The 26,242-nt window shown below is 38.1% G+C and carries 22 protein-coding genes; 11 read left to right on the plus strand and 11 right to left on the minus strand.

Annotated features, from left to right (window positions below; all coding sequences use genetic code 11):
- Window positions 1-201: 201 nt before the first annotated feature.
- Complete coding sequence (locus tag ACUNWD_RS18325; protein WP_445589310.1) at window positions 202-2,655, minus strand: FISUMP domain-containing protein; 2,454 nt, start codon at window positions 2,653-2,655, stop codon at window positions 202-204.
- Window positions 2,656-2,841: 186 nt separating this feature from the next.
- Entirely contained in the window at window positions 2,842-3,492 is a 651-nt protein-coding gene (locus ACUNWD_RS18330; RefSeq protein ID WP_445589311.1) for a tetratricopeptide repeat protein, read from the minus strand.
- 321 nt (window positions 3,493-3,813) lie between these two features.
- Here ACUNWD_RS18330 and ACUNWD_RS18335 point away from each other — a divergent pair, with 321 nt between their 5' ends.
- Window positions 3,814-3,957 (plus strand): hypothetical protein, encoded by a 144-nt coding sequence (locus ACUNWD_RS18335; protein ID WP_445589312.1) that lies wholly within the window; start codon window positions 3,814-3,816, stop codon window positions 3,955-3,957.
- A gap of 103 nt (window positions 3,958-4,060) precedes the next feature.
- Entirely contained in the window at window positions 4,061-4,774 is a 714-nt protein-coding gene (locus ACUNWD_RS18340; RefSeq protein ID WP_445589313.1) for a DUF6261 family protein, read from the plus strand.
- A 116-nt stretch (window positions 4,775-4,890) separates the two neighbouring features.
- Here the strand turns inward: ACUNWD_RS18340 and ACUNWD_RS18345 are convergent, their stop codons facing one another.
- From ACUNWD_RS18345 to ACUNWD_RS18360, 4 genes are all read right to left on the minus strand, one after another.
- On the minus strand, window positions 4,891-5,424 hold the full coding sequence (locus ACUNWD_RS18345) for a DUF4943 family protein (RefSeq protein ID WP_445589314.1): 534 nt from the start codon (window positions 5,422-5,424) through the stop codon (window positions 4,891-4,893).
- An 89-nt stretch (window positions 5,425-5,513) separates the two neighbouring features.
- A complete protein-coding gene (locus tag ACUNWD_RS18350) occupies window positions 5,514-6,821 on the minus strand; it encodes a serine hydrolase domain-containing protein (protein ID WP_445589315.1) in 1,308 nt (435 codons plus the stop codon).
- Window positions 6,822-6,831: 10 nt separating this feature from the next.
- Window positions 6,832-7,239, minus strand: coding sequence for a hypothetical protein (locus ACUNWD_RS18355; RefSeq protein ID WP_445589316.1), 408 nt, complete (start codon window positions 7,237-7,239; stop codon window positions 6,832-6,834).
- Between the two features lie 14 nt (window positions 7,240-7,253).
- Window positions 7,254-8,294, minus strand: a complete 1,041-nt coding sequence (locus ACUNWD_RS18360; RefSeq protein WP_445589317.1) for a serine hydrolase domain-containing protein — start codon at window positions 8,292-8,294, stop codon at window positions 7,254-7,256.
- 146 nt (window positions 8,295-8,440) lie between these two features.
- On the opposite strand from ACUNWD_RS18360, the gene dinB reads away from it, so the two are divergent.
- Together dinB and ACUNWD_RS18370 are read left to right on the plus strand one after the other, a co-directional pair.
- Window positions 8,441-9,532 carry a DNA polymerase IV gene (gene dinB / locus ACUNWD_RS18365; protein ID WP_445589318.1) on the plus strand — a complete coding sequence of 364 codons (1,092 nt, stop codon included), beginning with the start codon at window positions 8,441-8,443 and terminating at the stop codon, window positions 9,530-9,532.
- Window positions 9,533-9,604: 72 nt separating this feature from the next.
- On the plus strand, window positions 9,605-11,743 hold the full coding sequence (locus ACUNWD_RS18370; RefSeq protein WP_445589319.1) for a Tex family protein: 2,139 nt from the start codon (window positions 9,605-9,607) through the stop codon (window positions 11,741-11,743).
- Here ACUNWD_RS18370 and ACUNWD_RS18375 read toward each other — a convergent pair.
- Window positions 11,740-11,934 carry a PspC domain-containing protein gene (locus ACUNWD_RS18375; protein ID WP_445589320.1) on the minus strand — a complete coding sequence of 65 codons (195 nt, stop codon included), beginning with the start codon at window positions 11,932-11,934 and terminating at the stop codon, window positions 11,740-11,742. The two genes, ACUNWD_RS18370 and ACUNWD_RS18375, sit on opposite strands and share 4 nt — an antisense overlap.
- A gap of 12 nt (window positions 11,935-11,946) precedes the next feature.
- A complete protein-coding gene (locus ACUNWD_RS18380; protein WP_445589321.1) occupies window positions 11,947-12,201 on the minus strand; it encodes a hypothetical protein in 255 nt (84 codons plus the stop codon).
- Between the two features lie 244 nt (window positions 12,202-12,445).
- Here ACUNWD_RS18380 and ACUNWD_RS18385 point away from each other — a divergent pair, with 244 nt between their 5' ends.
- From ACUNWD_RS18385 to ACUNWD_RS18395, 3 genes are all read left to right on the plus strand, one after another.
- Complete coding sequence (locus tag ACUNWD_RS18385; protein ID WP_445589322.1) at window positions 12,446-14,125, plus strand: alanine/glycine:cation symporter family protein; 1,680 nt, start codon at window positions 12,446-12,448, stop codon at window positions 14,123-14,125.
- Between the two features lie 31 nt (window positions 14,126-14,156).
- Window positions 14,157-14,540: a response regulator gene (locus ACUNWD_RS18390; RefSeq protein WP_445589323.1), complete on the plus strand. Its 384-nt coding sequence runs from the start codon at window positions 14,157-14,159 to the stop codon at window positions 14,538-14,540.
- A 61-nt stretch (window positions 14,541-14,601) separates the two neighbouring features.
- On the plus strand, window positions 14,602-17,088 hold the full coding sequence (locus ACUNWD_RS18395; RefSeq protein WP_445589324.1) for an endonuclease MutS2: 2,487 nt from the start codon (window positions 14,602-14,604) through the stop codon (window positions 17,086-17,088).
- On the opposite strand, the gene ACUNWD_RS18400 is transcribed toward ACUNWD_RS18395, so the two are convergent.
- Window positions 17,066-18,418, minus strand: coding sequence for a sodium:solute symporter family protein (locus tag ACUNWD_RS18400; RefSeq protein ID WP_445589325.1), 1,353 nt, complete (start codon window positions 18,416-18,418; stop codon window positions 17,066-17,068). The genes ACUNWD_RS18395 and ACUNWD_RS18400 overlap by 23 nt on opposite strands.
- A gap of 304 nt (window positions 18,419-18,722) precedes the next feature.
- Between ACUNWD_RS18400 and ACUNWD_RS18405 the strand changes: the two genes are divergently transcribed.
- Window positions 18,723-19,145, plus strand: coding sequence for a DUF5606 family protein (locus ACUNWD_RS18405; RefSeq protein WP_445589326.1), 423 nt, complete (start codon window positions 18,723-18,725; stop codon window positions 19,143-19,145).
- 14 nt (window positions 19,146-19,159) lie between these two features.
- Here the strand turns inward: ACUNWD_RS18405 and ACUNWD_RS18410 are convergent, their stop codons facing one another.
- Window positions 19,160-19,705, minus strand: a complete 546-nt coding sequence (locus tag ACUNWD_RS18410) for a 3'-5' exonuclease (RefSeq protein ID WP_445589327.1) — start codon at window positions 19,703-19,705, stop codon at window positions 19,160-19,162.
- A gap of 195 nt (window positions 19,706-19,900) precedes the next feature.
- On the opposite strand from ACUNWD_RS18410, the gene ACUNWD_RS18415 reads away from it, so the two are divergent.
- The 3 genes from ACUNWD_RS18415 (at window position 19,901) to ACUNWD_RS18425 (ending at window position 24,626) form a co-directional block, all read left to right on the plus strand.
- The gene (locus tag ACUNWD_RS18415) at window positions 19,901-21,223 is read left to right on the plus strand and encodes an OmpA family protein (protein ID WP_445589328.1); all 1,323 of its coding nucleotides are present in this window, start codon (window positions 19,901-19,903) and stop codon (window positions 21,221-21,223) included.
- Window positions 21,224-21,346: 123 nt separating this feature from the next.
- Window positions 21,347-23,140 carry an arginine--tRNA ligase gene (gene argS, locus ACUNWD_RS18420; protein WP_445589329.1) on the plus strand — a complete coding sequence of 598 codons (1,794 nt, stop codon included), beginning with the start codon at window positions 21,347-21,349 and terminating at the stop codon, window positions 23,138-23,140.
- Between the two features lie 22 nt (window positions 23,141-23,162).
- On the plus strand, window positions 23,163-24,626 hold the full coding sequence (locus ACUNWD_RS18425) for an arylsulfatase (RefSeq protein ID WP_445589330.1): 1,464 nt from the start codon (window positions 23,163-23,165) through the stop codon (window positions 24,624-24,626).
- Window positions 24,627-24,691: 65 nt separating this feature from the next.
- Here the strand turns inward: ACUNWD_RS18425 and ACUNWD_RS18430 are convergent, their stop codons facing one another.
- Window positions 24,692-26,140 carry an SDR family oxidoreductase gene (locus ACUNWD_RS18430; protein WP_445589331.1) on the minus strand — a complete coding sequence of 483 codons (1,449 nt, stop codon included), beginning with the start codon at window positions 26,138-26,140 and terminating at the stop codon, window positions 24,692-24,694.
- Window positions 26,141-26,242: the final 102 nt, after the last annotated feature.

Here is a 26,242-nt window from a genome sequence, read left to right on the forward strand (position 1 = left end):
TTTTTTTACTAATTTTATTCAAAAAAATTTAAAAAAAAATATTTTTATATTTTATTTTTTTTTTTTTGTTGTTTTTTTTTTTTGGGGGGGGGGGGGTGGGGGGGGGGGGGGGGGGGGCCCCCCCCCCCCCCCCCCCCCCACGACCGAAACTTCTCTATTTACTTCTCTATTATTGCAGAAGTTCTTAAAATTCGAATAAATTTATTTTACATATTCAGCGGAAGAAATTACAATTTGAGCAAAATCAGAATCAATTGTATTATCATCCGGGTTATCTTTAGTATAAACAATTCCACTAAATTTTATTTCCGCTCCCGCTATCAATTGTTCATTTGAAATATTACAAGGATAGAGTTTAATAGCAATTGACCCGCCATCAGAATATTCTTCATAATAATCAATATAGTTTAAGCCTGTTGACGGTGAAGTTTTCACAAGCCCAATATCATCAGTAAATTGCGCCATGACTAGTCCGGCGTTAGGACACTCTTGGTCATTAAGCTCAATAACTCCTAAATTTAAATTGTCTTTAACGCAACGAACACTATAGCCATGGGCTGGATTTACACTGTTATAGCCAGGTTCCAAATAATCACCAGAACTAAAACCCCAAGTGTATGCATCTTTATCCAAACTCCAGTATCTACCAGAATAATGAAGTGCGTCAAACATTCCATCAAAATACATTCCACCCGGAAAAGCTCCAAAACCAAAATTGTCAGTTCCTGGTCCGGGCATAGAACCATTTTCAAACCAATAATTTTTCGATTTTAAATTACGACCTATCGACATATAACCTTCTGTCCAAAACATAAAATTCTTTCTTGAAATATTTAAACTGCTACCTGCATGAAGCGCCAGGCTTTGCCATTCCTCGTTAGTAGGAATATGCCATCCTTCAGGACAGGCATTTTTAGCAGTTTCCCAATTATATAGCCTGCCGTAGATATTTACATTGCTTTCATTGTCATCATATGCCCAGCAGCCATCTCCGGCATCAAAGGCTAAATTTTCGGCCATCCAGGTTTCATTACCAATTTGTATTGTTTTATATTCATGATTATCTCTGGAATCGACAAATGTCCCATATTCAATATTATTGGTGGAAGTACGAAAAGTTATGGTATCACCTAATGAAGAACCTTCACTGTTGATAGCGAAAGCACAAAATTGATAGTTTTTGCCCGATGTCAGGTTATTTAAATCGTAACTAAAATCATAATCTGAACCTTCAATAATGATTTTGTTTTCGTCATTTATAAGTTCAGTTCCCGCCTCTGTATAATAAAAACCTTTTTGAGTTATTTCGCTTCCATTGTCCGATAAAACAAATGCATTTAAAGTTGCTGTTGTTTCAGTTACCTCAGATGTAAAATTAGTGTATGCAATAGGTTCTGAAACACCTTTAATATACCTTGCAGAAATTCTCGAATTACTTTCAGCACCTTCAAAATCCATTAAATTACCAGAATCAAAGAACATTGCCATAAAATTAGAATGTCCATTATGAATACCTCCATTAGAAGACCAAAAAATAGTAATTTTTCCTACACTCGACCCATCATAATAATATGATGGCGTTATACCACTTGGCAATGCAGAAAATCCATAATCATCGGTCCCGTTTCCTTCATTTTCCCAGCTGGATGTTGTTTTTAATAGATTTCCAATATTTTCCCAGCCTGCTTCTGTTTTGGGAGAGCCTCCATTTTCCGAATTAATAAATTCAGCTAATTGATTCCAGTCGAAGTCACTTGGTAAATGCCATCCTTTAGGGCAAGATTGTAATGCCGCAAACCAATTATATAGTACACCATAAGTTTTATAGTTTGCTGTTTCTCTCGCTTCGTCTGAATTTGTTCCATTGTATCCATATACACTATATGCAGGAACGTTCCATGATTCATAGTCCAATGAATCAACTTTGGGAAGATAAGCCAGATTTTCTGCCATCCACCATTGGTCTCCAATTTGAATAATTGGATAAGATTTTCCGGCAGCATCTTTACATTCATGAAATTCTACCTCATAGGTTTTTGATTCGGTCGGGGAATCAGCAATTTTAGTGATATTATCGCCAGAATAAACAAAGAAGTTAAGTAATTCGTCTGCTGCTGTTTTTGCTGATTTTTCATGTTGAGAAATGGACGAATATCCGCTATATTCAATTTTGTTTGGATATTGATTGTTTCTTGTTGAAATTATTTTTTGTGAAAATTTAGTTTGATTACCTGTAATATTTAAAATATATAATCCATTGTCATTGGTTGAAATATTAAATTGGTGAATACCAAGAGTTACATTTTGTTTTTTTTCAGCAACTATTTGTCCGGCGGCGTTGATTAAAGAAACTTTAATATTATCATTTTGACTTGAACGCAATATGAGTTGAGTATAGTTTTCAAATGGATTTGGATAAACGCATATTTCCTCAGGATTTGATGGAAATAGTTTGGTTCCAGTAGTAAAGGAACTCATATTAATTGTATTTGAACCTTCAACAAACGCAGTTTCCCCACTTTCTACTTTGAAGGCTTTGATACTGTCAATGGTACTTGAAGCATCCTTGGCATTAAATGTAAGGATGATATCTTGAGCATGGAGGTAACTTATTGTCAAGAAAACTAATACAAATAAGGCGGATAGTTTTTTCATAGAAAGTAATTTTTAGTTTTTAGTTTATTTTTAGTCTTTTAGCTATAGGTCACTTGCAAGTTGTCGGGGCGGTTTTCGGAGTGCGTTCCTATCCGCCAGCTGGCGAACACGGAATTACGATGCGATCCCGAGTTCTCGGGACGCAGTTGGCGTACCACCGAACCCCGCCCTGCAATATGTACTGCTTTATGGGCAGATTTTTTTAATTTCTTTGTCATTATATGTTTCTCCTAATTCTTTTCCTTTCATAAAATCCTCGCAGGCTAAATTGTCTTTACCCATAAAATGGTATGTCATTGCTCTCCGTGAATAATAGTCGCCTTGAACATCTAAGTCCATTGCCATAGAGAAATCTTTAATTGCTTTATCAAATTCCGATTTAATCTGAAACATTTGTCCTCTATTTGAATAGTATTGAGCTAAATAATTGTCTGGAATATAATTTGATTTTAAGTTGATTCCTTCAGTCAAGTATTTTATTACAGTATCAATTGTTTTAGACTTATCAATTGAGGGATTAAACCAATCAGTTTTCTCAAGATAGCATTGAGCGATGTTAAAACAAGTATTTTTATATTCAGGCTGTTTTCGATAAACCTGTTGAAAGTTTGAGAGAGCATTTTTATAATCCTTAATTCTCAAATAAGAAAATCCAATCAAATAAAGAGCTTCCGATGATTCAGCACCATTCAACAATTGAATAGCCTCATTGTATTTTCCTTGGTCAGTTAGTTTGTCTGCCTGTAAAATTTTCTCGTTTTCATTGTTAATCCTTTTTGTCTGACTGGAACAACTAACAGAAAGTAGAATTAAAAGTATATAAAGTGTCTGTTTCATTGTGACTTTTTTAAACTTGCCGCTAACGTACCTGTAATGACACATTTGCTTTATTTATACCTGCTATACTCTGGGATGGAACAATTTTCATGATTTTGGGTATTAGGTTTTAAACTCACCTAAATTACAAAATTGATCAGAATCTATTATTATGCTTAACTAATTTGGATCGGTTATAAATGGCCTCTCAATTCATCCGAAAAACAGATGTATATAAGCAGAGGGGTAGAAATAGAACTGCGGCCTCGTGGCAAAGTGCCATTAGTCAAAAAAATGAAAAGTAAGCTCTTGGCACTGTGCCATTGCTCAAAAAACTAAAAAGTGGAGATGTGGCACGATGCCATTACTTCAAGAGGTGATAATTGGACGTATGGCACTTTGCCACAAGTCAAAAAGATGGCAGGTGGAAGTATGGCACATTGCCATCCCATAAAATATCAACTTAAAATTACTTACCATAAATAAATATTTTGTAACTTTTATTCGTTAAATAACCAAGACACTGCCACCCCATACAGAGCTGTGATCAGTGTACTAATCAATTTTATTAAAAACAAATTAATTTACTATGATTCAAAAGTTAAGGAGTACTAGTCGCACTACAGAAGTAGATGCAGTATCAATCCGTTTGATTGGTGCTTACAGAAACACAAGTTTAAACACAGATGCCCATCTGGAAACAATTTATGGCAGCTTGGAAAGCGAATCTACGCAACTGACTGCAGCCATACGGCGCATGAAAGCAGAGTCGGTGCTTGATGAAAAAGACAGCGTTCGGGATCAGTACGTTCGCGGGTTGTTTCACTTTGTGCAGGGCTCTTTGTACCATCCTGATGATGCCATCAAAACTTCGGCTGAAAAGGTGGAAAAAGTTCTTGAGCAATACGGAATTTCTATCGTATCGGAAAATTATGCCACTGAGTCGTCATTAATTAATTCGTTATTGAATGATTTAGCAAAACCCAATTTGCAAGACGACATTGCAGCCTTATCGGGCTGTGCCGACCTAATTGCGGCATTGCAAGCAGCCCAGGCTGATTTTGAGGCTACCCGCATTGCATATGAAGAAGATAAGGCAGACGAAAGCACCATGGAAAATGCCAGTTCAATTAAGAAGCAAGTGGTACAAATAATTAACGAACAACTGGTAATTTATCTGCAGGCAATGAACCAGGTAGATGTAGAAACCTACGGTAGCTTTGCCCGAACGGTAGCCGAAATAATTGCCGATAACAATGAAGTGGTGAAAAAGCGCCGCAAGAAAACTGAGCCGGTGGAATAGTGAGCTTATGTATAGTGCGAGTGTTTGAGAATTAGTAAAATTAAATAGGTTTTAAAAGCCGTTTCTATCAGGAAACGGCTTTTTTATTGCAGTTATTTGTCGCTGGCAAAGGGGAACTAAAACCAACGATAGGTGGTTCCCTCTAATGGATTAATTTCTCTCCAGTTGGATGTTTGATATTCATCCCACCAGTCTTTATAAAGCTCACGAACTTGTAATACCTCATTTCCATTAATTCCTTTATATCGTTCGCTTTCATCTCTGGCATCGTCAATTAAATATGGGTCGAGCGAACCATATCCCATTTGATTTCTAATTCCCTCTACTGACCATAGTAAGCATTCGCCTAAAATTGCATAATCTCTTCCGATTGGGTAGGGTGTCCGCGACGATAATGAGTTTAAAGGATAAGCATGTATATGTGTTGTGTCTGACGAAAATTCAATTAGTAATTGTATATGTTCTTCATTGAACTCAGGCATTAGAAGCCATAATTTTTCTCCATTTTCGTTAACGTAATAGTTGTCGTAAGTTCCATTTTTAATTTGTTGGACAAATTTCCCTACGTCAGGTTTATTAATGTCAAAATCTTCTTTTTCGCAACTAACACAAGAAAAGATTAAAACGATTGCAACAAACAACATTTTCATAATATTTGGTTTTTTTATATGATGGGGTGTATGTCAATTAAGTTGCGTTATTGGTTCTCCATTTCCTGAGATTGCTTCTACCACCTCCGTTAGCGCGGGTAGTTATTTGTTTTAGCCCTTTTAATTCTACGTCTTCTTCTGAAAAATATAATATTTACGATGAGACCAATAATTCCAAATACAATATAGACCTTGAAACTTGAAGTAGAATATCCTAATTCCGATTTAATTAATTTCTCAACAGAAAAAACAGTACTCCATACTGAATCAAAATTCTTTTTACCATGAATAAGTCCGTTGACATTGGTTAAAATGATGTATCCTGATTTGTCTGACTTATTAAAACTCCATAAACTTTGATATCCAATCGTTGAACCACCATGACCAAGTATCTTGTCACCATAATAAATGATTCCCAATCCGTATCCCGGAAATTGACATTTGCTGAATAAATGGAACAGGTCTTTACCATGCGAATGCTTTTTGTGCATCAACTCAATTGTTTCTGGTTGTAATAAGTAATTGCCATTATATTTTCCGTTGGTCATGTGTGCTATCATGAAATTTGCCATGTCTTCAGCATTTGTATACATCCCCGCCCGGAATGGCAGTTTAGTGTCTTCATTACCGTTTCTGGTATAGGAGTTCGGGAAATTAGCGGATGATGCATTATCTGCAAACACAGAATGATTCATGCCTGTTTCTTGAAAAATATTTTTGGTTACATATTCCGAATAAGTTTGACCTGAGACCTGTTCTATCAAATAATGGAGAATGAAGTAGCCCGAATTTGAATAATGAAAGTTTGTACCTGGCTTGAACATCCAGATGTCCGGATTATAATTAACTCCCATGGAATCCAGCGAGGCTTTCATGAAATCTTCTTCTGGAAGTGATTGGATAGGCAGACTCTTCTTCTGGACTGAATATTCCTCAAGGTCTTTGGTGTCCCAATCAAACTGATACTGAAACATGTCCAGCCCTGTTCTATGGGACAATAGCATTATGGTTGAAATCGTGTCGTTCGGAAATTTTGGACTCCGCACTGAAAAGGGAAGGTATTCGTTCACATCGGCATAGATGTCTATTTTCCCTTTCTCATACAATTGCAGTAGAGCCGTGGCTGTTATTACTTTTTCGATGGAGCCAATTTGGTAGAGAACATTTTTATTTGCTTCATTTCCATATGTTTTGGACCATGTAATTTGGTTGTCTCTTACAACAAGTACCTGCAATGAAGGCAAGTTTCCTTGCTCAGCTAAAACTTGAATGGTGCTGTCAATTTGAGGTGGAACAATTCCATTGTTGCTGTCAATATGTACGTCTCGCGTTTGGGCAAATATTGAAAGAGATACGAATAGAGCAGCTATTAGAAATTTTATACTACTTATTTTCATTCGAACACATTTATTTTTTAGCTTGAATGCTAAGTTGCAATCCAGTAACAATCAACAGTATTCCTGCCAGGTAATAGGTGACATGCGCCGGAGCATAGAATTGTTGGATCATAATTATTTGCACGGTCAGCCAAGTGGTCAGTAATAGTCCGCAAAGCGTCGTAAGCCAAGGGAATAAGCTATTTTTTCTGATTCCTAAAATCCCGACAAGCACATTGAATAATCCATTTACAGTAAACAGGATAATTCCCGGGATCAGAAAGTTTTTAAAGGGCGTATGTTCCAAAAACTCAATTGGCATTTGCAGAAATTTTCCCGTTGGATCATAGATCAAACTTCCACCTCCAAATAGGGCAGATACACCATTGAAAAAACATAAACTTATGGCGATTATACGAGTTGATTTTTTCTTAGCCATAACCTGTATCAAATCTATGAGCTTTTTTCTCTTCGCAGTATTTTTACAATACGACTGTATACAATTTCCGATAAATTCCAGTCATATCCATCAAAATTAGTAGTATTATTGAATTGAATGACCACCATGTCCATGTCTTTGTAGTATTTGGCAATACTCTGATAGCCCACAAGCAAACCTGTATGTTCGTACTCATAAACGGAGGAATAGATTTCCTGTTCACCTTCATTAAACACCGAACCATCATTTAATGCACGTAAGAATATACCCACATCTTCTGCAGTAGCCAGCATTAAGCCTGTATCTTCAGTTTTGAAATCAGTTTCAATACCAACATAATAACCACTCATCACATCATTTATATCCACTTCACTTAGCGAACCGAACGTATTTTTGAGGCCGAGAGGTATCAGGATTTCCTCTTTTATATACTGCTGGTGGGGATAGCCCACCGTTTTACCAATGAGGTCCTCAATCAACATATAATTGGTATTTGAATAACCATAATCTTCGCCTGGCTCAAAGTCTGCTGGTAAATCCAGTGCGTATTCAAGTGTTTCTTGTCTGCTTTTGGGAGGTTTTATCCAAAAATCAGGATGGTCAACAAAATTGGGAATGCCACTCCGGTGTTGCAGCATCATTCTCAAGGTTATCTCGTCTGAATTTTCAATTCGTCCTGCAAGTTCCGGAAAGTAATCAGCAAGGGTTTTATCCAAAGACAAACGTTCTGCTTTGACCAATTTCGTAGCAGCAACAGCGACATAGAGCTTGGTGATACTGGCAATCTTGAATAAGGCTTGCGGGTAAGCAGGTATTTTATTTTCTCTATCGTGCCAGCCTGCAGCATAAAACTCAGCTGGTTCACCAGCTTTGTCTACAAAAACAATCATGCCATCAAATCCAAAATCAATTGCTTCATCTAGTTGTTCCTGAACCGTATCAGGTAGTGGTAAAATCCAAGCCTTTACCAAAATCCATGGTACGAAATATAAGGAGCCTATGCTTGCAATAATAAATGCGATTCTGAGTATTCGTTTTATTTGGTTCTTCCTCATAATGTCAATTTTCAGGATACTATCCTTTGTTAAATAGCTTATAACAAGTTTGCATCAGCTTTGTTGTTGTGTTTCGATTGCCAATTTACAAAATCAATCATAGAATGTTCGTTTGGGAAAATTGCCAGCAAAAAATAATTTTATTCTTGGCTATCTTTACAGCAATGGAAAACCCGGTGCGCAAAATAATTCACATCGATATGGATGCCTTTTATGCGTCTGTCGAGCAACGTGATCATCCCGAATTAAAGGGGAAGCCCGTGGTAGTTGGAGGTGATCACGAGCGGGGAGTGATTGCCGCTGCCAGTTACGAAGCACGGAAGTTTGGGGTGCGTTCGGCTATGTCGTCCATTCTGGCAAAAAGAAAATGTCCGGACCTTATTTTTGTAAAAGCGAATTTTGAGAATTATAAAAAGGTGAGTCGTCAAATCAGGGATATCTTTCATGAATATACCGATTTGGTTGAGCCACTTTCGTTGGATGAAGCTTTTCTGGATGTGACCCTGGCAAAAAAAGGAAAGCCGTCTGCTACATTAATTGCTAAAGAAATAAAAAGGCGAATCAAAGAAGAAACAAATCTGACGGCATCGGCAGGAGTTTCGTATTGTAAGTTTTTGGCAAAAGTGGCTTCTGATGAGAAAAAGCCTGATGGAATATTTGTGATTACTCCGGATGAGGCTGCTGCTTTTATTGAAGAACTGGAAGTGAGAAAGTTCTTTGGGATTGGAAAGGTTACTGCCGAGAAGTTGAATAAGCAGGGAATTTATACCGGAGCAGATTTAAAACTACTGGATCAGCAGGAATTGGTCAGACAGTTTGGCAAGGCCGGCAATTATTATTATCACATTGTACGTGGGATTGATAATCGTCCGGTTGTTCCGTCCCGCGAGCGAAAGTCGTTGGGAGCTGAACGTACTTTTGGGCAAGACTATTTTTTATTAAATGATTTGAATATTCAACTCGAAAAGATAGAAGACGAATTATGGCGTAGAATTGAGCGGTCGAAAAGTTATGGCAGAACAATAACCCTGAAAATTAAATTTGCTGATTTTGAGCAAATCACTCGCAGCAAAACAGTTGATCGTCTCATTGATTCGCGAAGTTTGATTCATGAAACTGCCTATAAATTGTTGAAAGCTGAAGAGCCTTTTGCCAAGGGCATTCGTTTGCTTGGCCTTACCGTTTCTAATTTTCCACATGAGGAACCTGGCCCGGTTCAACTCACCATCGATTTTTAGTGGTTTACATTTGAATGGAGAGCAGTCAATCGGTAAAATTCTTTTATCTTCGTTTTTTTAATTTTATTCCAAATGATCACTCCAGAAATAATCCAACGCTTAACGAGCCAACTTCAATTAAATCCTGAACAGGTAAAAAATACCATTGCACTTTTAGATGATGGGGCAACGGTTCCATTCATTTCCCGCTACCGGAAAGAAATGACCGGAAGTTTGGATGAAGTTCAGGTGGCTCAGGTTCGTGATGAGAAAATCAAAATTGAAGAATTGCTCAAGCGTAAGGAAACAATTTTGAAAACCATCGAGGAGCAAGGGAATCTATCTGACGAATTAAAACAGCGGATTGATCAATGTTTTGATTCCACTGAGCTGGAAGATATTTACCTGCCTTATAAGCCAAAGCGAAAGACGAAAGCGTCCATTGCCCGCGAAAAAGGTTTGGAGCCGCTGGCAAAAATCATCATGAGACAACAGGAGAGTGATTTGGAAAGCCGGGTGTTGAAATTTGTGAATGATGAGGTGCAAAGCGTTGAGGATGCGCTTGCCGGAGCCAGAGATATTATTGCTGAGTGGGTGAATGAAAATGAAAAGGCACGAAACATTGTCCGCCGCTCATTTGAAATTGGTGCCGTTATAACCAGTAAACTTGTAAAAGGGAAAGAGGACGAAGGCGAAAAGTACCGCGATTATTTTGAGTGGGAAGAATTGTTGCGAAAATGTCCTTCGCATCGCTTATTGGCCATGCGCAGAGGTGAAAATGAAGGATATTTGAGGATTAGTATTTCTCCGAATGAGGAGGCTGTGCTTGAACGGCTGAATAAATTATTTATCCGTACCCTCTACGAATGTGGTGAACAGGTTGAAAAGGCAATCAAGGATAGTTTGAAGCGTTTGCTGTTGCCATCTATCGAAACGGAATTTGCCAATACATCGAAATTGAAAGCCGATAAGGAAGCTATCCAGGTTTTTGCTGAGAACCTTAAACAGCTTTTATTGGCTCCTCCATTAGGGCAAAAGCGGGTGTTAGCGCTTGATCCGGGATACCGGACAGGTTGCAAGGTCGTTTGTCTGGACGAGCAGGGAAACCTGCTTCATAACGAAACAATTTATCCGCATAAACCACAGGAACAAACCAAGCAGGCTGCACGCAAAATCGTTTCTTTGGTAAGTGCTTATCAGGTTGAAGCTATTGCCATTGGAAATGGTACCGCCAGTCGGGAAACAGAATTTTTCATTAAAAAGTTGCATTACGACCGGGATGTCAAAGTGTATGTGGTTTCTGAAGATGGTGCCTCTATTTATTCGGCCTCAAAAGTTGCCCGCGACGAGTTTCCTCAATATGACGTAACGGTGCGAGGTTCCGTTTCTATCGGTCGCCGATTAATGGACCCGCTGGCTGAACTGGTAAAAATCGATCCAAAGTCTATTGGCGTGGGGCAATATCAGCACGATGTGGACCAGAAGCTTTTAAAGGAAAGTTTGGATACGGTTGTTGAATCAGCGGTGAATATGGTGGGGGTGAATGTAAACACAGCTTCACAGCATTTACTGATTTATATCTCTGGTTTGGGACCACAACTGGCTCAAAATATTATTGACTATCGGAAAGAAAACGGAGCTTTTTCTTCGCGCAAAGAATTGTTGAAGGTGCCAAGAATGGGAGCCAAAGCTTATGAGCAAGCGGCCGGCTTCCTGCGCATTCCGGATGCTAAAAATCCATTGGATAATTCCGCTGTTCACCCGGAGTCGTATCACATTGTTGATCAGATGGCAAAAGATATGGGATGCTCCATTGAAGAGCTGATTGAAAGTTCCGAATTGCAGGATCAAATTCGATTGGAAAGGTATCTGACAGAGCAGGTAGGGTTGCCTACGTTGAAAGATATTGCCAAAGAACTTGCCAAGCCAGGCAGAGATCCCCGAAAACACATTAAGGTTTTTGAATTTGCACCAGGTATCTATAAAATGGAAGACTTAAGTATTGGTATGGTGCTTCCGGGCATTGTTTCCAACATTACCAAATTTGGTGCTTTTGTGGATGTAGGTATCAAACAAGATGGTTTGATACATGTATCGCAATTGGCCGACAGGTATATCAGCGATCCCAATGAAATCGTCAAATTACACGAACATGTCAAGGTGAAAGTGGTCGATGTGGATATACCCAGAAAGAGAATTCAACTGAGTTTAAAAGATGTACCGCAGGACTAATTCTCTTTCGGAATGGCAATCCAGAGAATTAAATAAATTAACAGTCCGGGGAAACCTGCACTAAAAATTGACAACACCACGAATATTACGCGAATAAGAACCGGATCAATATCAAAATAATTGGCGAAGCCACCGAGCACTCCGGCAATTATTTTATCGTTAGATCGGGTTATTCTTTTCTTTACAGTCATGCCCAATTCTCTTTATTCGTCCTCGTCGTCGTCAAAAAGGTTTTCCTGACTTTCCAATTCATTTTCCAGAAACTCTTCTGCATCTTCCAACAATTGGTTGATAATGTCTTTTGATGAAGGTTCGTCACTGATCCAGTATACCTCCTGGTTGGACCAGAAATCTTCAACATCACTTTTTACAATGAATTTAGGTTCTTGCGTGTGGACTACATAAAGTAAGTCTGGTGTTTCCTGCGAATTATCCGCAATTAAAAATTTTGGTAACATAGTGGAGTTGTTTAATTGTTTTGACAAATTTATGGAAAAAACGGAATTGAAGCCTAGTTCATGTCTTTATTTTTAGCAGGAAATGTTATTTTCAACCAAAACTTTTGGAAAGGGGAAGAAACGAATTGATTTTTGTTCATTAATTTAAATTTATAGTTGAAAAAAAACGGACTAAATCTGCGTAATATATTTCATCAAGAATATTGAATATGTTAATTTAGGCCTTAAAATAAAAAAAAGGTATATGAATCAGTTGAATAATGTTTTATCGCTTATTGATAGTTTTATTGGGGGTAGTAGCTGGTTTGTCTTCCTTCTTTTGGGTACAGGGGTTTTCTTTACAGTCTATTTGAAGTTTCCACAATTTCGTTATTTAAAGCACTCGTTACGGATTGTACGCGGTAAATTTGATCGTGAAGGCGATGTCGGAGATACATCACACTTTCAGGCGTTAACTACCGCTTTGTCCGGTACCGTGGGAACCGGAAATATCGCCGGAGTAGCATTGGCTATTCACTTAGGAGGACCGGCAGCTTTGTTTTGGATGCTGGTTACTGCGCTTTTAGGAATGACGACTAAATTTGTGGAGGTTACTCTTTCTCATAAATACCGTGAAAAAGCTGAAGATGGCTCCATTGCCGGTGGACCGATGTATTACATGAAAAACCGGCTTAATATGAAATGGCTGGCCGCCATTTTTGCGATTGCTACCGTTTTTTCATCTTTTGGAACCGGAAGCTTACCACAAATTAATTCTATTGCGAATTCTGTTTTTTCAACCTTTGGTGTCAATAAGATAATTACTGGTGGTATATTGTCGCTGCTGCTGGCCTTTGTAATTATTGGGGGAATTAAACGTATTGCAAAAGTAACTTCCCGTCTGGTGCCGATAATGGCATTAATCTATTTCTTTGGAGCGTTGGCAGTTATTTTCTACAATTACGAAAATATTATTCCTTCGTTTATTAGCATATTTCATGATGTATTTACTGGTTCTGCCGCTACTGGTGGATTTTTAGGAGCTGGATTTGCCTTTGCTTTTAACCGCGGTGTAAATCGGGGATTGTTTTCAAATGAAGCAGGGCAGGGATCTGCACCAATTGCGCATGCTGCAGCGCGTGCTCATGAGCCGGTTTCTGAAGGATTGGTTGCCTTGCTGGAACCGTTCATTGATACGATTATCATTTGTACCATTACCGGATTAGTTATTTTATCGTCAGGAGTATGGTCCCAGAAATTTGAGAATCGTTTTCAAGATGCAGATTTACAAATTTTGGCTGCCAGCTACTCGGAGACAGATATTCAGGATCGGGAAAAATTGAGTAGCTTTTTAGCTGAAAAGGAGGAATTACCCCTTTATACCGGACAACTTCAGGTTTCCGATGGAAAAATAAGTAATGATTTGACGATCGTTCATGCAAGGTCTGTAGCTGAACAAGTAGTGGTGCTGCAGGACGATCAGCCTTATTCCGGGATTGTTGAGGTTGTTAATGGGCACATACCAACTGATGAAAATGTTGAATTGGATGGATATTCTCTGATACACAGTGCACCACTTACCACAGAGGCTTTTACAAAAAGTTGGTTTGGTTCGTATGGAAGTTATATTGTAGCAATAGGACTCTTATTATTTGCTTTCTCAACGGCTATTTCCTGGTCGTATTACGGTGATCGTGCAATAACGTATCTTTTTGGAGTTAAGGCGGTTGTTTATTATCGAATTGTATATGTAATAGGTTTCTTTATAGCGGCATTTACTGATACAACTATTATTTGGACTTTTTCTGGAATTACCATAGCTTTGATGACGATTCCGAACTTAATCGGTATATTGCTGTTGAGAAAAGAAATGAAAACGGAAGTGAGAAATTTTTGGGGGGAGTATGCAGAACGTTTTCCAGATGAAAAGGTACCAATTGACTAATTGGTCGTAACTTAAATGTGATTTAGCTTATATGAAAAATGATTTAGATTCATCCTCTGAAGTTTTAGTAGTTGATGATAACCCCATAAATCATCGGGTAGTGTTATTCTCTTTAAGGGAACAGTTCACGAATATTGACACCGCGTTCAATGGTCAGGAAGCAGTTGACAAATTTAAAAAGAAACATTACGATTTAATTCTGATGGACCTGAGAATGCCAATAATGAATGGTACTGAAGCAGCACGCAGCATTAGAAATTACATAAAACTTAAGGGTATTAATAAGGATGTGAAAATTATAGCTATGTCTGCAAGTGATACAAGTGAAGATACTCGCGCGTGTAAAGAGGCAGGTATGGATGGCTATCTTTATAAACCTTTTCGTGTTCAGGAATTATTTGAAGTAATTAAATAATTCCGTTCATTTACCCGAATACACAAGGTTTCTTTATATTTTTGCCGACAAAATACGGTGAATGGTGAAAATTTATCCTCAAAATTTTGAATCAAAAATTGGTTTTGATCGTGTACGGGAACTACTGAAAGGATCTTGTCTCTGTGATTTGGGCAAGGATCATGTTGATCGTGTGAAGTTCCTGACAGACTACAATCGAATTCAATTTGAGCTTTCTGCCACTGAAGAATTTGCTCGATTGATCAAAGAGACTGATAATTTTCCAACCAGTTTTTATTTTGATTTAAGACCTTCTTTATCAAAACTTAAGACAGAAGGCCGTTTTCTGGAAGTAATTGAACTTTTCGATTTAAAGCGTTCACTGGAAACTATCATGGGGATTGTTCGATTTCTATCCAATCAAAAGGATGAATTATATCCAACTCTAAAAGAAATTCTTAAGCAAGTTCAGCTTTTTCCATACATTAAAGATCGTATTGACCAGATAATTACCCAACATGGGAACATTAAAGATCAGGCATCACCGGAACTGGGAAGAATCAGGAGAGAGCTGTTGAGCAAACAGTCGAATGTTTCAAAACGCTTGCACAGTATTTTGCGACAGGCGCAGCGAGACGGTTTGGTGGAGGAGGATGCATCTGTTTCAATCCGAGATGGCAGGCCGGTAATTCCAATAACGTCTGCTATGAAACGAAAGCTTGGTGGTATCGTTCATGATGAGTCTGCTACAGGAAAAACCGCTTATGTTGAGCCTACGGAAGTAGTTGAGATGAACAACGAAATCAGGGAGTTGGAGTATGCTGAGAAACGCGAAATCGTAAAGATACTGGTTGAATTTTCAGATGATATCAGGCCTTATTTGTCAGACTTGCTGAATTTGTACTATTTTCTTGGTATCATTGATTTTGTCCGGGCAAAGGCTATTTTGGGTAACCGGATGGAAGCCATTAAGCCAGTCATGGAAAATCAATGTATTTTATTGTGGGAAAAGGCGATTCATCCATTATTGCAATTCACGCTTAAGAAAGAAAACCGGCAGGTTGTTCCTTTAAATATTCAGTTGAGTCCGGAAAAACATATCTTATTGATTTCCGGGCCAAATGCCGGAGGTAAATCCGTTTGCTTAAAAACCGTTGGATTGTTGCAGTATATGTTGCAATGCGGGCTGTTAATTCCTATTGATGAAACGAGTAAGGCAGGTATTTTTGATCAACTTTTTATTGATATTGGCGACGAGCAGTCCATTGATAATGATTTAAGTACTTATAGTTCGCATTTGTTGAACATGAAGCATTTTCTTAAAAATGCAAATGATCAAACCTTGGTGCTTATCGATGAGTTTGGAACGGGTACCGAGCCAATGCTGGGTGGAGCCATTGCTGAAGCGATTCTGGACCAGTTAAATCAGGTGCGTTGTTTTGGCGTAATCACCACCCATTATACCAATTTGAAACACTTTGCCTCATCTGCTGAAGGGATTGAAAACGGTGCCATGATGTATGATTCACATCGAATGGAACCTCTTTTTCAGTTGCAAATTGGCAAGCCTGGAAGCTCGTTTGCTTTTGAGATTGCGCGAAAAATTGGAATGCCGGAGTCGATACTGGAGGAAGCAACCAATAAAGTGGGAAAAGATCATATTCATTTTGACAAACACCTTCGGGATATCGTTCGTGATAAGCGTTACTGGGAATCCAAGCGTCAGCGAATTCGAAAGGTTGAAAAGTCATTGGATGAACTTGCAGAAAAATATGAAATTGACTTATCTGATTTAAGCAAGCAGCGAAAAAAGATTGTTCAGGAAGCCAGGGAAGAAGCTGAGCAGATACTCGCAGAGGCTAATAAAAAGGTTGAAAATACGATTCGCGAGATTAAGGAAAGTCAAGCCGAAAAGGAAAAAACCAGGAATGCACGTCAAAGTTTGGTGAAATTTAAAGAAGAGTTGGTTGCTGCAGATGATAAAAATGATGATGACTGGATTAATAAAAAGATAGAAAAGCTTAAACAAAAGGAAGAGAGAAGGAATAAAAAACGTCCAGAAAAACCAGAAAATAAATCTGTTTCAAAAAAGGAAAAGACAGAACTTGAGCCTGGCGATAAAGTTAAAATTGAAGGACAAAGTACAATTGGTGAAATAATGGAGATCGGACCAAAGAATGCAATCGTTGCCTTTGGCCAGCTACGAACTTCTGTAAGCACGAAAAAGCTTCAGAAAATAAGCAACAACGAAGCAAAGAAAGAATTGCGTGGAATGAACCGAACCTTACCCAATGTGCACCGCAAACTTTCTGAAAAGAAGCTCAATTTTAAATCTGAAATTGATATTCGGGGACAGCGAGCTGAAGAAGCTATTTCAAATATTCAGGCATTCATTGACGAAGCGATTATGTTGGATGTTCATGAATTAAGAATTCTGCATGGAAAAGGGAGTGGAATTTTGAAAGAAGTTATTCGCAACTTTTTAAAAGCAGACCCGGTCGTGAATTCGTATCGCGATGAGCATGTCCAATTTGGTGGCTCAGGGATTACGATTGTGGAGTTGGGCTAGCTTTCTCAGGTACCAAAAGTATTCCAAGATTAATTGCAAATGCTGCGATGATCACATAGTTGCCTATTGACAATCCCAGGGTACTGTCTGCAATTTTTCCGAAAAGTGCCAAAAAACCACCCAATCCCATTGCTAGGATGCTCAGTCGTTTGTTTACTTTCCAATTCAATAAAGCGGCAATTAACGGGATAATAAATGCTCCAGAATAGAAAGCCAATGCCAGTAATAGGCTTCCAATGATCGACGTAATTTTTATAGCAATCAACATACTGAAAATACCAACGCTAACGATGAAAAGACGTGTGTTTCGTAATGATGCAGGATTGTCTATATCAGATTTAATTAATTCGCTTAACATCATTGATGCAGTTAATAAGGTGGTGTCAGCCGAAGATAGTACTGCTGATAATAAAGCTGCTGCCATTAATCCAACACTCCAGTCAGGTAAATAGTGGTTGATAAGTTCAATTAGCGCGACGGAACCTTTAAGTGATTCCGCAGGCAGATTGTTATAGGCAAAAACTCCAAGAAAAGCCAGCAAAAACGCTATTGGAATAAGAATAATAGCAACCGTAATAACGCTTTTTTTCGCCACCTGTTCGTTTTTCGCACAAAACAAACGCGAATAAATATCAGGGCCAACCACAAAAGTACTGGAAAATGTAAGCAACAAAATCAATAGGTCCACTCCTGAAAAGTCTGGATTAAAAGGAAAACTTTCCGTCATTTTGGGAATTGTGACATCCGATACTCCCAATAGATAACCAGCACTAATTAATAAGCCTATAATAATAATTGCTGATTGGATAAAGTCAGTTTTTAAGATAGAAACCTGTCCTCCAACCAGCGTGTAAATAATGAAAACACTGCCTGAAATAATCACTCCCAGTTCATAGCTTATACCGAAAAAGCTGAAAAGAATTTTTGATGCCGCAATAATCTGTGCAGCAACAATGCCGGTCCAGGCAATGGGAATAATTACGGACGCGGCTTTTCTGGCATTCTCACCATAAAACTGTCCCAACAGATTGGCTAAGGTGAACTTTCCCAATCGATTTACAAAGCCAACTAATGGAATTAACAGGAAAAGTCCTATTGATGCGGCAAGCAAATACCAGGCTGATGCCCATCCCTCTACTCCTGCAAGATTTACTGAGCCCAGAATGGCTGATCCTCCAAGGATTGTTGCCATCAAACTTCCTGCTACTTGCCATACGCCGTTATTTTTTCCTGCAATAAAATAATCGGTAGGATTTTTAATCTTGAAGAAGGAATATATACCAACTCCAATGACTAAAACAAAATAGGTAATTAGAATCGTAATTTTCATTTGTGTAGCACAAAAATAGGAATTGAATGTAATTAAAGGTGTCAGACACAGAAAAAACTTTACGGTATAACAATATTCCCGTCTATGAATATCTTGGTTGATAATTGGCCATGGGTGCTAGTATCTTTAAGGTGAATTGCAGGTGCTAATTGAAAGCTATTGAATTTATTTTCTTTTGTTTTAGTTAGAATTCAAAAATAGAAAGCAGGTGATATAGATATTTAATTTGTCTTGTTTTGCGCTATAGGATTACCAATATTCATTTAAAAATATTATTTTCGCCATCCATAAAAACAATACAGATATGTTAAAAGGGATTTTAGCGATTTCAGGTCAACCAGGACTTTTTAAACTAGTAGCAGAAGCTAAAAATAGCATCATTGTTGAATCATTGTTGACAGGTAAAAGAATACCTGCATATTCAACTGCAAAAATCAGCTCATTAGAAGATATTGCCATATATACAGATACGGCCGAGGTGCCATTAAAAGATGTTTTAAAATCAATTGCAGATAAAGAAGAGAATGGAGCGGTAGCGAAAATTCCTTCAGGTAATGATTTAAAAAACTATTTTGAAGCAATTCTACCTGAATATGACAAGGAACGGGTTTATACCAGTGATATGAAAAAAATTCTTCAGTGGTATAATATTCTTCATCAGAATGAACTATTAAACTTCGATGAAGACACTGAATCTGCTGAGGAGCAAGCTGACTCTAAAGAATAGCCTCAATTTTTAGTTTAGAATAACCTGGTTTGTCTTGCTGAAGACAAATTATTACTGGGTTGTTGAATATGCCGCTGAAGAATTATCTCGAATAATTTAACGGTAGCCAATGCATCACCGGCAGCACGATGTCGCCCATCGATCCGTATGTCTAGATCATTGCAAATGTTGCCGAGTGAATAGGAACGGTGGCCTGGTAGATATTTTCTACTAAGTTTAACGGTACACATTGTTTTGCGATTGAAATCGTAGCCCAACCGTTTAAATTCTTCCTGAATAAAACGATAATCGAAACTTACATTGTGAGCAACAAAAATGTTTCCAGCAGTAAGTTCAATGATTCTTTTTGCTACTTCATAAAACTTTGGAGCCTGGCTTACCATCGAATTATCAATTCCTGTTAGCTTGGTAATAAAATAGGGAATGTGACACTCCGGATTAATTAAGCTGCTAAATGAATCTACAACTTCGACCCCATTATGAACATATATAGCAATCTCGGTTATCTTTCCTTCCTGGGCACTTTTTCCGGTAGTCTCTATGTCAATTATGTTGTACAAACTTCTATTTTTTGTCGCAAATTACTTAAAAAGTACATAGTTTTATTAAATAATACTCCTAAATGGTGAAAGTTTTAGCAGCTTTTGTGATTTTATTAGGTAAAAGAACAGATGATTATTTAAGTTTGTTAAACAAGACTTGATTTTTATTTATAGGAAATATATTTATTAAACCATTCACAAATTATTATCATCATGAAACGTTACTTTTTATTGCTTCTTGTTTTATCAGCTGGTTTGTTGGTCAATGCACAAACAGCAGATAAGAAATGGGGATTGGGACTAGGTGCCGGTGCCTATGGCAATTTTGACAAAGATGGAGTTGGGTTGATGCCTGAACTTTATCTGAGCAGATATGTAAGTCCAACTTTTGATTTAATGTTAGTGCAGAATTTTGCGGTGTTCAATTCTCAAGTTCAGAATAATCTGGATGCTGTAAACACACTGTTAAATCTTCGTCTAAAGCTTTATAAAGATGCAAGCGCGGTTAAACCATACATTTATGGTGGACCAGGCTTATTATTTGATAATGGTACTGAAGGATTGAATCTCAATGTTGGTGTCGGTTCAAAGTTTTCATTGAGTGAATCCGTTGCTTTATTTGTTGAGGGTGGATATATTGATGGTATCACTTATCAGGATAGTAAAGGTGATGACCGGAAAGAGGATATGTGGAAGGTTGTTGGTGGAATTGAAATCAGCATGGGTAAAGCGAAAGATTCCGATGGTGATGGCGTTCCTGATAAAAAGGATGATTGTCCTGAAACTCCATTTGGAGTTACTGTTGATGAAAACGGGTGTCCTGTTGATACTGACGGTGATGGTGTCGTTGATTACATTGACGATTGTCCTCAGGTTGCGGGTTTAACTTCATTAAAAGGTTGTCCTGATAATGATGGTGACGGTGTTGCTGACAAAGATGATGAATGTCCTGAGGTAGCTGGAAAAGTAGAATTGAAAGGTTGCCCTGATAGCGATGGGGATGGAATAGCTGATGGTAAGGATAAATGTGCTGACACTCCTGCTGGCTGGAAAGTTGATTCAGATGGATGTCCATTGGATAGTGATGGCGATGGAGTTGCTGATGGTGAAGATAAATGTCCAAATCAGGCTGGTGTAGCTTCAAATAATGGTTGCCCTGAAGAAAAAGCCGAGTTAAAACCAGTTAAGGTAGACCTTAAAGTTATTCCTGTTTATTTCGTTGTTGATAAGAGTTATTTAACAGATTACTCAAAAGGAAAATTGGATGACTTGATGAAGGTTCTGAAAAGCAATCCTTCTTATGTTGTTGATTTATACGGTTATACTGATGATTTGGCAACAGAGGAATATAATGTTGCATTGTCTGCAAAAAGAATTGATTCTGTCGTTAAGTATATGATTGGAAAAGGTTTGGATTCTTCAAGAATCACAAAAACAGAAGCGTTAGGTGAAGCTAATCCTGCAGCACCAAATGAATCAGAAGAAACAAGAAAATTGAACCGTAGAGTTGAATTTGAATTATTTGAAATGAAATAATTCATTTAAGATATATAGAAGGAACCCTGCATGAAAATGCGGGGTTTTTTTGTGACTTTCAAAAAGCAGCTTAAAACTTAAACTGGAATCTATTATCTTTGCGGTTTCATTAAAATTTAGGTAATGTCAATAGAGCAAATTATTCGCAAGAAAGTATCAGTAGCAATTTCAAAATTATATAATCAGGAAATAGAAGCACCTTCTGTTCAGTTACAAAATACTCGAAAAGATGTGGATGGTGATTTAACTGTGGTTGTGTTTCCTTATTTACGCTTTTCCCGAAAGTCTCCTGAACAGACAGCGGAAGAATTAGGAGCATATTTACAAGAAAACGTTGATGAGGTTAAAGCCTTTGACGTTGTAAAAGGCTTCTTAAATTTGACGATTTCTACTGGTTATTGGTTAAATGTTTTGGAAGATGCAGCCGCTAAAGAACAGTTTGGCTACCAATCTGCTGATGAGAATTCGCCTACAGTAATGGTTGAGTATTCTTCTCCAAATACAAATAAACCGCTTCACTTGGGGCATATTCGTAATAATTTGCTAGGTTTTTCTCTGGGTGAGATTTTGAAGGCCAATGGGAAAAAGGTTGTTAAAACCAATATTGTAAATGATCGCGGAATTCATATTTGCAAATCGATGTTAGCCTGGAAAAAATGGGGTGAAGGAAAAACTCCTGAAAGTACGGGAATAAAAGGTGATCATTTGGTTGGAGACTTTTACGTATTATTCGATAAGCACTATAAGCAAGAGATTGCTGAATTAATGGAGCAAGGTCAAAGCAAGGAAGATGCTGAGAAGAACGCACCATCAATTGTAGAAGCCAGGGAATTACTTCTTAAATGGGAAGCTAAAGACCCAGAGACCATCAAGCTTTGGGAAATGATGAACCAGTGGGTATATGATGGATTTGATATTACCTATAAAGAGCTTGGTGTTGATTTTGATAAAATATACTACGAATCAGATACGTACTTGGTTGGAAAAGATGAAGTTTTGCGTGGATTAAAAGAGGGAATTTTTCATCAGCGGGATGATCAATCAGTTTGGGCTGATTTGAGAAATGATGGATTAGATGAAAAAATCTTGCTTCGAAGTGATGGTACTTCTGTGTATATGACTCAGGATATTGGTACTGCAAAACTCCGTTTTAATGATTACAAGATTGACAAAATGGTTTACGTGGTTGGTAATGAGCAAAATTACCATTTCCAGGTTCTCTCAATTCTATTGGATAAATTAGGGTACGATTGGGGTAAAGGACTTCATCATTTTTCTTATGGAATGGTTGAATTGCCTCAGGGCAAAATGAAATCAAGAGAAGGAACTGTTGTCGATGCGGATGATTTGATGGTTGAAATGATCGATGTGGCCAGAAAGGTTTCTGAGGAATTGGGGAAATTGGAAGGTTATTCAAAAGAAGAAGCTAATGAAACATTCAAAACAATTGCGCTGGGGGCTTTGAAATATTTTATTTTAAAGGTTGATCCAAAGAAGAACATGCTATTCAATCCTGAAGAATCTATTGACTTCAATGGAAACACAGGACCATTTATTCAATATACGCATGCACGAATCCGCTCGGTGTTGAGAAAAGCAACCGATAGGAATATCGATATTAATTATGAACTGGCTGGGAATTTAGAACTTTCTCAAAAGGAAAAGGAATTGATCAAAAGCACTTCATTATTCCCTTCAGTTGTGAAGGAAGCCGGCGATAATTACAGTCCTGCTTTAGTTGCCAATTATGTGTATGATTTGGTGAAAGAATACAATCAGTTTTATCATGATCATTCTATCATAGCTGAAGAAAATGTCGATGTGAGAAATATGCGCCTGGTTCTTTCTGAAACGGTTGCAAAAATTATTAAATTGGGAATGGCACTCATGGGAATTAGTGTTCCTGAACGAATGTAATTGAGAAACTAAACTTAATAAAATGAAACCCAGATTAATTACAATGTCTGTAATGGCAGTAGTCGTAATTTTGGGAGCATGTAACGGAGAAGGAAAGAAAACGGAGAATGCTTCAAATACAAAACTAAAGCCCAATATTATTTACATTTTAGCTGATGACCTTGGCTATGGTGATTTAAGTTGCTATGGACAGCAATATTTTCAAACCCCCAATATTGATCAACTGGCTGCAGAGGGAATGCGTTTTACGCAACATTATTCAGGAAGCACTGTTTGTGCTCCATCCCGTTCTTCGCTAATGACCGGGCAAACGACTGGGCATACCTATATTCGTGGGAATAAGGAGTGGAATCCGGAGGGGCAATGGCCTATGTCTGCTGAAAGTTTCACGATCGCAGAAATGCTTAAAGATGCTGGGTATATTACCGGAGCATTTGGAAAATGGGGATTGGGTTATCCCGGTTCGGAAGGTGATCCAAATATGCAAGGATTTGATGAGTTTTATGGCTACAACTGCCAGCGGATGGGGCATCACTATTATCCATATCATATGTGGCATAATCAGGAAAAAGATATTTTGGAAGACAATTCAGGGACTGCGACAGGTACTTATGGTCCGGATATTATTCATAAATATGCTTTGGAGTTTTTGGACACCAATAGAGACACTAGTTTCTTTATGTACTATCCATCCATTATCCCGCATGCAGAACTATTTGCTCCTGAGAAATATCTTCAAAAATATAGGGGATTGTTTAATCCTGAAAATAAGTTTGAAGGTGTTGATGATGGACCAAAATATCGAAATGGAGCATATGGCACTCAGTTAGAAGCCCATGCCGCTTTTGCTGCAATGATTAATGTACTGGATGATGAAGTAGGGGAGATTGTTTCAAAACTGAAAGAGCTGGGAATTGCGGATAATACGATTATTTTATTTTCATCAGATAATGGCCCTCATCAGGAAGGGGGAGCTGATCCGGATTATTTTGATAGTAATGGCCCCTTAAAAGGATATAAGCGTGATTTATATGAGGGAGGCGTTCGTGCACCCATGATTGCCTGGTGGCCTGGTAAAATTGAAGCTGGATCAACAAGTGATCATATATCTGCATTTTGGGATGTGATGCCAACAGTTGCTGATTTGGTTGGCATTGACACTCCTGAAAATATTGACGGAATTTCATTTTTGCCGACCTTGCTCGGAGAAGGAAATCAAGAACAACATGAATATCTTTATTGGGAATTTCATGAAAAAGGTGGACGCTTGGCTGTTCGCAAGGGAAACTGGAAAGCGGTTCGTTATAACGTGTCGAAAGGAGATAAGCCTACTGAGCTGTATGATCTTTCAACAGATATTGCTGAAGAAAAGAATGTTGCAGATCAATATCCTGAAATTGTGAAGGAAATGGACGAGATCATGAAAAATGCTCGAACTGAATCTAAAGTTTATCAGTTTAAAGCAGAAACCTACTCGGCGAAATAAAATATATATTTAGAGTCTTTGAAGAGAAATGATGGTTATTAATCTTTTGAAACGATTAGTATTCATCATTTTTTATTTGCTGCCCGAACAATATTTTGTGCCATTCCCCTGAAAATGAAAATGTGAAATGGCCATGAAAGTATCCAGTATAATCTACCCATTACTCCAACTGGGCGAAAAGTTGCAGTTTGAATAAGCACATGTTTGTCGTTTTCTTGCCTGATTTTAAACTCAAGCCATGCCTCACCGGGAAGAACCATTTCTGCATATAGCAATAAGCGTTTTCCTTTTTTATCTGCCAATAGCACTCTCCAAAAATCAAGGGCATCTCCTGTTTGAAGCTCATCCACATTAGTCCGTCCCCTGCGTAATCCAATGCCTCCCCAAAGCTTATCAAGGTAGCCTCTCAGTTTCCATAAAAAGTTTGCATAGTACCAGCCTTGGTTGCCTCCGATCGACCAAACGGCATGAAGGACCTTGTCCGGATTGGTTTTAAATTTGATCTTCTTCGTGTCTTTATAACACCCAAATATGGGAACTTCTATTTGCTCCGGGTAATCGGGTGAAAACTGGCTGCTAATCAACGAATCTTTCCAACTGGACGAAACTTGGTTTTGGCGGATTTTTGTAAAAGCTGCTTCAACTGCTTCTTTATAGGATAACGTGGTAATGTCTAAAATTTTGGATAGCTCATTGTCTTTTGCAATGACCTCAACTTTTAAGCTATTAACCAGGTGCAAAGCCAGGTTAAAGGAAGTCGAAGTAACAAAAAAGAGCCAATAGGAAGAAAGGCGCGGGGTCATAATTGGCAGGGCAACCACTCTTCGTTTAAGTTTTCTAACTTCTGCATATTGCAGTAACATATCCCGATAAGAAAGGACATCCGTTCCTCCAATATCAAAATCTTTATTCATGCATTCAGAACGAAGCATTACTCCAAGAAGAAATTTCAATACATCACGGATACCAATGGGTTGGGAGAGTGTTAACACCCAGTGAGGAGTGATCATTATCGGTAGCTTCTCAACCAGGTCACGTATAATTTCAAAGGATGCACTACCGGAACCAATGATTATCCCTGCATGCAATGCGGTAAAAGCGTAATTGCCTTTTTTAAGCTCCAATTCAACGTTCATCCGGGATCGAAGGTGCTTGGATAACTTTATGTCATTGTAAATGCCACCCAAATAAATTACTTGTTTGACTGTAATTTTATCCATCAATTGCCGGAAGTTTGAAGCCGCTAAAAGCTCAAGCTCTTCAAAATCACCTCTGGGTGTTGACATGGAGTGAATTAAATAATAAGCTACATCGTAATCTTTTTCAAAGATCGATTCAGGAATGATATCTAAGAAATCAACTGCGATATATTTGGTGTTAGGATGAGATTTGATATTCTCAGGAACTCGTTCCAAATTACGGGCACAGCAGGTAACTTCATGCCCTTGATTTACAAGAATGGGAAGAAGTCTTTTTCCAACATAGCCAGTAATCCCCGTCAATAAAATTCTCATGTTTCAATTCCCCTTTTCAATCCATTTTCAAGATAAACAAAAAAACGGCTGGTTTGATCACTTCATATTTCATTCATAGATTGTATATACTAATTGGAAGTG

This window comes from Sunxiuqinia sp. A32 (assembly GCF_052690465.1).

Bases quoted from the DNA above. Each gene is read 5' to 3' on its own strand.
- ACUNWD_RS18380 (WP_445589321.1), bottom strand. From the start codon at position 12,201: ATGTTACCAAAATTTTTAATTGCGGATAATTCGCAGGAAACACCAGAC.
- ACUNWD_RS18330 (WP_445589311.1), bottom strand. From the start codon at position 3,492: ATGAAACAGACACTTTATATACTTTTAATTCTACTTTCTGTTAGTTGT.
- ACUNWD_RS18345 (WP_445589314.1), bottom strand. From the start codon at position 5,424: ATGAAAATGTTGTTTGTTGCAATCGTTTTAATCTTTTCTTGTGTTAGT.
- ACUNWD_RS18340 (WP_445589313.1), top strand. From the start codon at position 4,061: ATGATTCAAAAGTTAAGGAGTACTAGTCGCACTACAGAAGTAGATGCA.
- ACUNWD_RS18415 (WP_445589328.1), top strand. From the start codon at position 19,901: ATGAAACGTTACTTTTTATTGCTTCTTGTTTTATCAGCTGGTTTGTTG.
- ACUNWD_RS18355 (WP_445589316.1), bottom strand. From the start codon at position 7,239: ATGGCTAAGAAAAAATCAACTCGTATAATCGCCATAAGTTTATGTTTT.
- ACUNWD_RS18425 (WP_445589330.1), top strand. From the start codon at position 23,163: ATGAAACCCAGATTAATTACAATGTCTGTAATGGCAGTAGTCGTAATT.
- ACUNWD_RS18405 (WP_445589326.1), top strand. From the start codon at position 18,723: ATGTTAAAAGGGATTTTAGCGATTTCAGGTCAACCAGGACTTTTTAAA.
- ACUNWD_RS18430 (WP_445589331.1), bottom strand. From the start codon at position 26,140: ATGAGAATTTTATTGACGGGGATTACTGGCTATGTTGGAAAAAGACTT.
- ACUNWD_RS18325 (WP_445589310.1), bottom strand. From the start codon at position 2,655: ATGAAAAAACTATCCGCCTTATTTGTATTAGTTTTCTTGACAATAAGT.
- ACUNWD_RS18390 (WP_445589323.1), top strand. From the start codon at position 14,157: ATGAAAAATGATTTAGATTCATCCTCTGAAGTTTTAGTAGTTGATGAT.
- ACUNWD_RS18400 (WP_445589325.1), bottom strand. From the start codon at position 18,418: ATGAAAATTACGATTCTAATTACCTATTTTGTTTTAGTCATTGGAGTT.
- ACUNWD_RS18360 (WP_445589317.1), bottom strand. From the start codon at position 8,294: ATGAGGAAGAACCAAATAAAACGAATACTCAGAATCGCATTTATTATT.
- ACUNWD_RS18375 (WP_445589320.1), bottom strand. From the start codon at position 11,934: ATGACTGTAAAGAAAAGAATAACCCGATCTAACGATAAAATAATTGCC.
- ACUNWD_RS18370 (WP_445589319.1), top strand. From the start codon at position 9,605: ATGATCACTCCAGAAATAATCCAACGCTTAACGAGCCAACTTCAATTA.
- ACUNWD_RS18395 (WP_445589324.1), top strand. From the start codon at position 14,602: ATGGTGAAAATTTATCCTCAAAATTTTGAATCAAAAATTGGTTTTGAT.
- ACUNWD_RS18385 (WP_445589322.1), top strand. From the start codon at position 12,446: ATGAATCAGTTGAATAATGTTTTATCGCTTATTGATAGTTTTATTGGG.
- argS (WP_445589329.1), top strand. From the start codon at position 21,347: ATGTCAATAGAGCAAATTATTCGCAAGAAAGTATCAGTAGCAATTTCA.
- ACUNWD_RS18350 (WP_445589315.1), bottom strand. From the start codon at position 6,821: ATGAAAATAAGTAGTATAAAATTTCTAATAGCTGCTCTATTCGTATCT.